Source organism: Bacillota bacterium, from assembly GCA_012518215.1.
In the GTDB taxonomy this organism is placed as follows: Bacteria; Bacillota; Dethiobacteria; order DTU022; family PWGO01; genus JAAYSV01.
Genome location: JAAYSV010000031.1, coordinates 1 through 9,406 on the forward strand (window position 1 = coordinate 1; position 9,406 = coordinate 9,406).

6 protein-coding genes are annotated in these 9,406 nt (G+C 50.5%); 4 read left to right on the plus strand and 2 right to left on the minus strand.

Annotated elements, in window-relative coordinates; genetic code table 11:
* Positions 1-1,175: 1,175 nt before the first annotated feature.
* Positions 1,176-3,314, minus strand: coding sequence for a hypothetical protein (locus GX364_05350; protein NLI70269.1), 2,139 nt, complete (start codon positions 3,312-3,314; stop codon positions 1,176-1,178).
* A 511-nt stretch (positions 3,315-3,825) separates the two neighbouring features.
* Between GX364_05350 and GX364_05355 the strand changes: the two genes are divergently transcribed.
* Positions 3,826-3,969, plus strand: a complete 144-nt coding sequence (locus tag GX364_05355; GenBank protein NLI70270.1) for a hypothetical protein — start codon at positions 3,826-3,828, stop codon at positions 3,967-3,969.
* A 184-nt stretch (positions 3,970-4,153) separates the two neighbouring features.
* Entirely contained in the window at positions 4,154-5,410 is a 1,257-nt protein-coding gene (locus GX364_05360) for a Gfo/Idh/MocA family oxidoreductase (protein ID NLI70271.1), read from the plus strand.
* Between the two features lie 15 nt (positions 5,411-5,425).
* On the opposite strand, the gene GX364_05365 is transcribed toward GX364_05360, so the two are convergent.
* Positions 5,426-7,060, minus strand: a complete 1,635-nt coding sequence (locus tag GX364_05365) for a beta-N-acetylhexosaminidase (GenBank protein ID NLI70272.1) — start codon at positions 7,058-7,060, stop codon at positions 5,426-5,428.
* Between the two features lie 314 nt (positions 7,061-7,374).
* Here GX364_05365 and GX364_05370 point away from each other — a divergent pair, with 314 nt between their 5' ends.
* Complete coding sequence (locus GX364_05370) at positions 7,375-8,277, plus strand: ABC transporter ATP-binding protein (protein NLI70273.1); 903 nt, start codon at positions 7,375-7,377, stop codon at positions 8,275-8,277.
* A gap of 2 nt (positions 8,278-8,279) precedes the next feature.
* Positions 8,280-9,077, plus strand: coding sequence for an ABC transporter permease subunit (locus GX364_05375; GenBank protein ID NLI70274.1), 798 nt, complete (start codon positions 8,280-8,282; stop codon positions 9,075-9,077).
* Positions 9,078-9,406 lie beyond the last annotated feature (329 nt).

The following is a 9,406-nucleotide window of genomic DNA, read 5'->3' on the forward strand; positions in this document are numbered from 1 at the left end:
CATTGCCCGAGATTCCACGCTGCGCTATCCTTGCCAGCAAAAAGCGTCATTTCTGCCAACACCATTATCCGAACACAACGTCTGCGTAGTGCGAAACACCGCTTGCTCTGAATTTCCACGCGTTACCAGCACCACGATAAATGGAAATCATTTCTTCCGGGTGCATATTTATGCTGGAGTTCGTTTACTTCCATAGCAATGACAACGTAAAAACCCTCCTGCCCACGGGAGCAAAAAACGCCCTACCTGTCATTCTGAGGGAGCGGCGTTTTTTGCCGCGACCGAAGAATCCCCTCCTCGTACACGTCTTACTATCGCCATAAACTAAACGCACTACCTGTCAGATTCCACGCTGCGCTATCCTTGCCAGCAAAAAACATCATTTCTGCCAACACCATTATCCGAACACAACGTCTGCGTAGTGCGAAACACCGCTTGTTCTGAATTTCCACGCGTTACTCGCACCACGATAAACGGAAATTGTTTCTTCCGGGTGCAAATTTATGCTGGAGTTCATTTACTTCCATAGCAATGACAACGTAAAAGCATTCCCAAGCTTACCGAGGAAAAGCGCACTACCTGTCAGATTCCACGCTGCACTATCCTTGCCAGCAAAAAACATCATTTCTGGCAACACCATTATCCGAACACAACGTCTGCGTAGTGCAAAACACCGCTTGCTCTGAATTTCCACGCGTTACTCGCACCACGATAAACGGAAATTATTTCTTCCGGGTGCAAATTTATGCTGGAGTTCATTTACTTCCATAGCAATGACAACGTAAAAGCATTCCCAAGCTTACCGAGTAAAAGCGCACTACCTGTCATTCTGAGGGAGCGGCGTTTTTTGCCGCGACCGAAGAATCCCCTCCTCGAACACCACTTAGCATTGCTATAAACTGGTTCCCAATTTTATCTTTTCCCCGTACCCTCGAAAAAAGGAATTGCAGGCAACGGAAGGATCCCCCGGTCATACCCACTTATCTGACGCCGGGGGAAATTCATGCGGAATGACAATGGCGGTTGATTTTACCCTGCACCAATGCCCGCAAATAGAGCCGGATCATCTTCTGCCAAAGGCAACCAGGAACTACCCCTTTGCGTCGACTGAAGCCTGGCGTATCGCGAGCCGGAAATGAAAAAGGGGACGGGCGGACCCGTCCCCTGTACCGGTGTTAACATGGAGGTGGCGTAACATACAACTTTTTTGTCTCCGCCGGGAACCCATCTATCAAATTTACAATAAAACGCAGAATGAGGATGGCATCCTCGATGTCAACCTCGCCGTCTCCATTGACGTCGGCGGCGATTTGCTGGTTCGGTGTCAACTCCGCAAGACCCACACTGCTTCTCAAAACCAGGATGGCATCGTCAACAGCAACTCTTCCGTCTACCGAAAGGTCGCCGAAAAGATATATGACTGTTACGCCCATGTTAATAAACTTTTTGATCAAAGACATCGTTTCATTGCCCGGGGCAAGGTCAAGATTATTCAGTCTTATATCAAGCCATCCCAGGTTTGTCAGTCCGGAAAGTGGCAAGATATCCTTGATCAGGTTGTTGCCCAGGTCGAGCAGCCACAATCTATTCAATTCGGAAAGTGCCGATATGTCCTCGATCAGGTTTTTGCTCAAATCCAGATACCACAGCTCAGTCAATCCAGAGAATAGAGAGATATTGCAGGATTGCCCGTTGGAATCAGTACCCCGTATTTGGGCCAGCTCAGCTTGTTCAGAAAGTAGAGAGATATTGCTGATCATGTTGTTGCTCAGATCCAGATACCACAATTCGGTCAATTCAGAAAGAGGCGAGATTTCCTCGATCCGGTTGCTACCAAGGTCGAGAATCCATAATTCAGTCAGTTCGGAAAGAGGTGATAAATTCTCGATCAGGTTGTTGTTCAGCGTAAGGTGATGCAAATCTGTCAGGCCGGAAAGAGCCCCGATATCATCGATCTGGTTGTCGCTTAGATAAAGTTCTAACAAGGTGTCCAGTTCGGCAAGCTCCGAGACATCTTCGATCTGGTTGTTGTTCAGACCAAGATACAGCAGGTTGTTCAGATCGCCGATTGCCGAAATGAGATCCCCGATATCACTGATCTGATTGCCGTCCAGATAAAGCCCCGCCAAATTGTACAGTTCGGAAAGCCCCGAGAAATCTTCGATCTGGTTGTTGTTCAGGTGAAGCCATCCCAAACTGCTTATGCCGGAAAGATCCGAGATATCACTGATCTGATTGCTGTCTAGACAAAGCCACCACAATTCGGGCAGTTCGAGTTCCTTGATGTCACCGATTTGGTTGTTGCTCAGGTCCAGTTGCGTCAATCCGTCCATGCCGGAAAGATTCGAGATATCGCTGATCCGGTTGCTGCTCAGGTCAAGATAGCCCAGGTCAGTCATGCCGGAAAGATCCGGGATTTCACCGATCTGGTTGTCTCTCAGTTCAAGATACCAAAGGGTAATCAGGCCGGAAAGGGGCGAGATATCCTCGATTTTGTTGCCACTTAGATCAAGAGAACGCAGCCTGACCATACCGGAAAAATCCGGTATATCGGTGATCTGATTGCCGTCCAGATTGAGCTGTCTCAAATTGATCAGGCCGGAAAGTTCCGCAATTTCACTGATCATGTTGTTACCTATTTGCAGATTTTCCAGGCTTTGCAGACTGGAAAGCCCGGAGACATCACTGATCTGGTTATCCGCCAGGTAAAGATTTTCCAATTTGTCAGTCAGTTCGGAAAGAGGGGAGACATCGCTGATCTGGTTGTCACTCAGGTCAAGATAGTACAGGGCGGTCATGCCGGAAAGGTTCGGGATAACACTGATCCGGTTGCTGTACAGTACAAGCCGTTTCAGGTTTGTCAGTTCAGAAAGAGGTGAGAAATCCTCGACCTGGTTATTGCCCAGATAAAGTTGCTTTAAATTGTTCAAGTCGGAAAGAGGTGAGGGATCGCTGATCCGGTTGCCGTACATGGTAAGTTCCTCCAGGTCGGCCAGCCCCTGTAGCGCGGAGATATCATCAATTTTGTTGTGGCTCAGGTTAAGCTCTTTCAGGTTGGTCGCATATTCAAGGCCGCTCAGGTCAACAATATTACAACTGGTAGCCCTTAATTCAGTCAGCGACTCCATGTCCGTTTCTGTGATCTCGTCGTCATCAGATATTCCCAGTTCACTCCGGATCGCGGCCTCCAGGCTCGCATCAGGTATGTTTACCACATCATCGGAAGCAAAGGATATGTTGCCGAGCCCGGAAAGTACCATAAACATGACAAAAAGCAGACACCATGAGAATACTTTCTTGCCTTTCTTGATCATTTTTGAACTCCTCCCTTATGGATCAAATTTTATAAAACTTGCAAACAGCCCGCGTTTGTTGGGTAATGGATTGAACCAGGATTGTTATTGGGGGTTTGCATTGAATCCACTTCCGATTTTGGCGAAATATTCACCTCCAGTGCATTATTGTAAAAAAAATTTTAGATTAAAATTGGTGTTTGTTTTGTTCCTTCTATAATTACATGTTGAACCCCATTTTTCCTGCAAATAAAATAATAATAATTCCTATAAAATTCCTTCTCAAACTCCTCTTGTTCCCTGAACAGGGTGGAGTGGTATGACAGGGGGATTCCCCGCTTGCCTGATCTTTTTTTCGAGGGGACGGGAGAAAGATTGAACCAGGAATTGGTTTATGCCGAAAGCAAGGTGTGTACGAGGAGGGGATTCTTCGGCCGCCCTGAAGGGCAGGGCATCACCTGTACGACAGGTGTACAATTCTTCCTCTTTGCCAGTAGGGTGCTGGATCCGCGAAGGGGGAAAACGCTGTTTCATGAAAGGGCAAACTCCTTTCATGAAAAACAATGCCAACGAAGCAGTGCCGGCCTCGATCGTCAGGCATGGCACAGCGAAGAATTCCGGGCGCAAGGAAAGCGTTATGCATACCGATGGCGGAGGCGATATCGCACCGCTTTGAAGCAAGCGATGTATAGCATGAACCGTGAAGGGTTTTTCCGCCGTCAGTGGACCAAAAATCCAGGTGTTCGCATTCTGTTGACAAAAAAGAGGCCGTATTATATCGTGAATTTGGGCGCTGCTCCGGCCATGCCGCCGGGCACACTTTGCAATCAAAACGGGGCAAGAGACGGGGTTTGTTGCAGATGAAAACATTTGCAGTTATCGGTTACGGGCAGAGGGGGTTGGTTTACGCCAGGAATGCCGGTTCACGGGCCAGGCTTGTAGCGGTCTGTGATCCAAACAGGGAGCGGCTCAATGTGGCCAGGCAGGAGCATCGCCTGCCCGGGAAGGCACTGTTTTCAAGCGAGGATGATTTTTTTGCCCGGGGAAAACTGGCCGACTATCTTTTTATCTGCACGCAGGACAGGATGCATCATCGCATGGTCATGAAAGCCCTGGATCTGGGATATGATATACTCCTCGAGAAACCGATTGCCACCACCTTGCAGGATTGCATCGATATCGAAAGACGAACCCTTGAACTGAACAGGAAAGTGGTCGTCTGCCATGTGTTGAGGTATTCCGCATTTTACCTGATGTTGAAGAAAATACTGGACAAAAATCCGATCGGCAGGATCATATCCATCGAACAGGTCGAGAATGTGGGGTTCTGGCACCAGGCACACAGTTTTGTCCGCGGGAACTGGGGCAACGAGGAAAGGTCCAATCCCATGATCCTTTCCAAGTGCTGCCATGACCTTGATCTTCTGCAATGGCTGGCGGCTTCTGCATGCACGAAGATCTGGTCGGTCGGGGAACTCAACTATTTCAAGGAGGAGAATGCCCCGGAAGGTTCCACGGAAAGATGCCTCGATGGCTGCGTTCTGGTGGATACCTGCCCTTACAGCGCCAAGAAAATCTACCTGGACAGCTTCCGGCGGATTGTAAGCCCGCGGAAGAAATATTTCTGGCCCTACTCGGTGTTGCCCGAGGATGGGATTGCCACTCTCCCCAAGCTGGAAGCGGCGCTGAAAAATGGCCCCTATGGCCGTTGTGTCTTCAGGACAGACAACGATGTGGTCGATCATCAGGTGACGCAGATGAAGTTTGCCAACGGTGTGCATGCGACCCTTACCATGAGTGCCTTTTCACGCGACCTGGAAAGAAAAATCAATATCAGGGGCGTCGGGGGCCAGATAGAGGGCCGCCTGGAAGACAACAAGATCTACCTGAAGGTTTACGATTACCGCCGCCCGATAAGGAAGATCCGGGCCAGGGCCCTTTTCGGTGCACACGGCGGCGGTGACAGCGGGATAATTGACAGCCTTTTGAATGATGATCTGAAGACGGATATCAGCAGTTCCATCATGAGCCATGTCATGGCTTTTGCCGCCGAACATTCGCGGAAGAGTGACGGTACAGTCGTCTATATCGATGACTTTGTGAGAGAAAACACCTGATCGGCACGGATATCTTCAACGGTAGGCTCTGTTTCTTCGCACTTCAAAATGCTGGTCTTTGCGGTACCACAGTCTGACGTCGCGGGCTTTCTTTATCTTGCTCCGGGGCATGGAGATATGATCCCGGGCATAATTGACACCCTGTTTTTCCATGATCAGCTTGTGTTTTTTCAACCTTTGCAGAAAATCGGCAAAGTTCTTTTTTTCCCGGGGAGTCCAGCAGATTTCGGCCAGAACCTGCATACGGGGGAAGAGGTTCAGGTCAAGTTTCTCCCGGCCATCGATCCATTCGGTCCAGAGCGGCGCTTCCATGCCCAGGATTCTTTTTTCGCTCTCCGGCATTATACCCTGATGCACCGGCTCGAAATTGTAGGTGGTGGGCAGCGGATTCTGCGCATAGGGCATATCAAAATAGAAAGCATGGTGGCGACTTATGATCAGGTTGCCGCCTTCATTGACATAATTCTCTGCATGTTTATCCCTTCTGAGTGTCCAGTACTGCCCGATGACGGAACGGTCCAGCAGGGGGGTGTTCAAAATTTCGTTCCAGCCGATCATGCGACGCCCTTTTTCACGCAAATGGGCGGCAACACGGTTGTTGAAATGGCTCTGCAATTCTTCTTCATTTTTCAGCCCCTTCTCCCTGATTACTTTCTGGCAATGGGGGCATTTTTTCCATTCAGCCTTGGGCGCCTCGTCGCCGCCAATATGGAAATAGGGGAAAGGAAACAGGGTCACGAGTTCGTCAATCACGTCGAATATAAAACGGTAGGTGCTTTCCTTGCCCGCACAGGCACAGCGGTTCCAGTCCCTGAGCCCCAGCTTCAGCAGCGGAATCTTGCCCCCGAAGTAGAAAGGGACTTCACGTTCCAGTTCGCGGCAGCCCAGATATTTGTAGGCGGCCATGGCCGCCGCAAAATGGGCGGGCATATTTATTTCCGGGTAGACGGAAATATTCCTTTCCGCGGCGTATTGCACGATTTCCTTTATATCTTCCTGCGTGTAGAATCCGCCGTATTCTTCCCAGATAACGTCCTTTTCAAGGTTGGCTCTCTGCCAGCCATGGATATGGGTTCCCTTTCGCACGGAGCCGATCTCCGTCAGCAGCGGATATTTCTTGATCTCGATGCGCCAGCCCTGATCATCGGTCAGATGCCAATGAAAAACATTCAACTTGTTCATCAGCATCCAATCGAGGATCCTCTTGACCTCGTCTTTCCCGAAGAAATGCCGACTTTCATCGAGCATCAGCCCCCGCCACTTGAAACGCGGCCGGTCCTTGATGCTGCAGCCATGAAGAAGGATATCTTCGTCCTTTTTCAATAGATCGAAACCGGCCAGCTGCCGCATGGTTTGGATCGCATAGAGGCATCCGGCAGCTGTGGAGGCCTCGACGGTAATCGTTTTTGCGGTTATCTCCAACTCGTATTCCTCATCAGCGAGGCGGCTGTTCTCGAGGAAGCAGATTCCTGCCGTCTTTTCCGTGCCTTCCGGCAAGGTATAACCCTTCAGATCATGTATGTAGCGGGTGAAAAATTTTACGGCCCCTGCAAATTTTGCATGGCAGAAGATCGATTTGCGGTCATCGATCAGAAACTTCTCATCCTTTTTGATGGCCTCCGCCGGTTCGGGGATAATATCGATTGTCATCAGCCCTTTCATGCATTGGTTTGGGGGCCCGGTGCCGATTTTCCGGATGCACCCCGGTGTATGGTTCTTGATTCATTTTATCGGGATCGGCCATTTTATGCAAATTGGCCGCTGTCATTTCCTGAAAGGGAAGGAAGTCTCCGCGGCGGAAACAGAGGGGGGCAGGAAGGGTGTGCGCATCGACGGTAGCGGGAAATTGGTGCCATGGAACGGGTAAGCCAACCTTGACCGGACAGATGCCGGAAGGATAGAATAAAAAAAGAGCCGCTTTGAATGAAATTGCGGCAGTTTGAAATACAGGAAGGAACAGTGACGTGGACGCCATAACCGTGCGTGGTCTATCCAAATACTACGGGCCGGTGTGCGGTATTTCCGAACTCGAATTTTCCGTTGAGGAAGGGGAGATTTTTGGCTTTATCGGACCCAACGGTGCCGGGAAAACTACCACCATCCGGACCATTCTTGGACTGATCCGTCCCACGGCCGGCAAGGTGATGATCTTCGGCACGCCGATACCTGCCGGAGGGGGTGCACTCTACCGGCGGGTGGGATACCTGCCCGGCGAGGTGGCTTATTACCCGGAGATGACCGGGCAGGAGTTGATCGACTACGCCGCCGCTTTCCATGAAGGGGTGGATCGAAGCTGGGTGAGGGAGCTCATCGAACGATTGCAGTTTGACCCCTCGCGCCGCATCCGCACTTATTCAACGGGAAATCGTAAAAAACTGGGGATGATCCAGGCATTGCTGCAGAAGCCTGACCTGGCCATCTTTGACGAGCCCACCAGCGGAATCGATCCGCTGATAAAACAGGAATTTTTCCGGCTTCTCTCCGAATTGAATCGCGGGGGGATGACCGTTTTTTTCTCCACACATGTCCTGGAAGAGATAGAACGTATCTGCGACCGTGTCGGGATCATCAGGGACGGCCGGCTTCTCCGGGTTGACTCCCTCGATAAACTTCCCGGGCGGGAAATGAAAATCGTGACGCTGCGCCTGGCGGAGGGGGGCTTGCCGGATCGGTTGCCTCCTCGATGGGGAAGGCCCGTGCCCCTGGAAGGCCGCCCCGGTTTCTACCGACTGAATATACAGGCCCCGGCCACGGAAATAATTCATGAACTTTCCAGGCTGGATCTTGAATATATCAATATCACCGATCCGGGTATCGAGGATCTGTTCATGGCTATCTACGGAGCTGAACAAAAAGGAGCAAGGTAAAGGTGTCTATCAATGTCATCCGCAAAGAGCTACGGCTCGGCCGACGTTTTTTTCTGATCTGGGGCGGGGTCATCATCTTCATCCTGGCTCTTTACATGCCTTTCTTCCCCTACATGCAAAGCCCCGATTACAGCAAGATTTTCGAGGGCCTCCCGGAGGAGTTCCTGGAAGCTTTCAATATACGCAACATCGTCTTTCAGGATATAAACTATTACTATGCCACCCTGATCATGCAATATTTGCTGATGCTTTCCGCAATCTTTTCAGCAACGATGGCAGGCAGGTTGATCAGCCGCGAGTCCGACCTCAACACGGCCGAATTTCTTTTTACACGGCCTCTCACCAGGATCAACATCATGGCCTCCAAGGTGGCCGTATTCATGATGGTGAACGTGCTTCTCTGGATCCTTCTTTATGCCCTGGCTGTAGCACTGGGGCATGCGACGGATCCGGGGGAGATCGATCTCAAAGGCCAATTCTTCGTGCATCTGTCGGGCTTCGTGGCAATACTGGCTGTGGGTGGCATTGCTTTTGCTGCCGCCCCGTTTATCAACACGGTTCAGGGGAGCACCTCGCTCGGTATCGGCCTGGGACTGGGATTCTTTCTGATCGATGCCATGAGCAAATTGACGGAGAAACTCTCCTTCCTGAAATATTTCAATATCTATTTCTATGCCTCTTTTGAAGACGCCGTGATCGGCGAACTCTACTTGAGCGGGTTGCTGCTCCTTCTGTTCGTTTTCATTCTGGGAACCGCCCTTGGTTTTTTCTTTTTGCATCGCAAGGAATTCACCGGGTGATTGCTGCCACTGCCGAAGAAAGAAGAAGCAAAACTGTCATTCTGAGGGAGCCCCTGTTTCTTGGGGCGACCGAAGAATCCCCTACTCGATTACACTTTGCCACCGACACAAACTGGTTCCTGCTTTTCCCCGTACGGATATGTTGGCGTAAACGACATAGAGTGAATGGCTGCCATAGCCGGTGAAGGCGAGGAAGCGAAACGGGACTGCCGACGTGATGTGGACAGTGTATTACCTGTCCATTCAGAGGTCGCCGCAGGCGGCCGAAGAATCCCCTGGTTGACCACACTCATTCCCTGAACCGTTCTTTATGCTATGGCCCATGAACG

Coding starts and splice junctions, on each gene's coding strand:
- GX364_05350 (NLI70269.1), bottom strand. CDS start 3,314: ATGATCAAGAAAGGCAAGAAAGTATTCTCATGGTGTCTGCTTTTTGTC.
- GX364_05360 (NLI70271.1), top strand. CDS start 4,154: ATGAAAACATTTGCAGTTATCGGTTACGGGCAGAGGGGGTTGGTTTAC.
- GX364_05355 (NLI70270.1), top strand. CDS start 3,826: ATGAAAGGGCAAACTCCTTTCATGAAAAACAATGCCAACGAAGCAGTG.
- GX364_05365 (NLI70272.1), bottom strand. CDS start 7,060: ATGACAATCGATATTATCCCCGAACCGGCGGAGGCCATCAAAAAGGAT.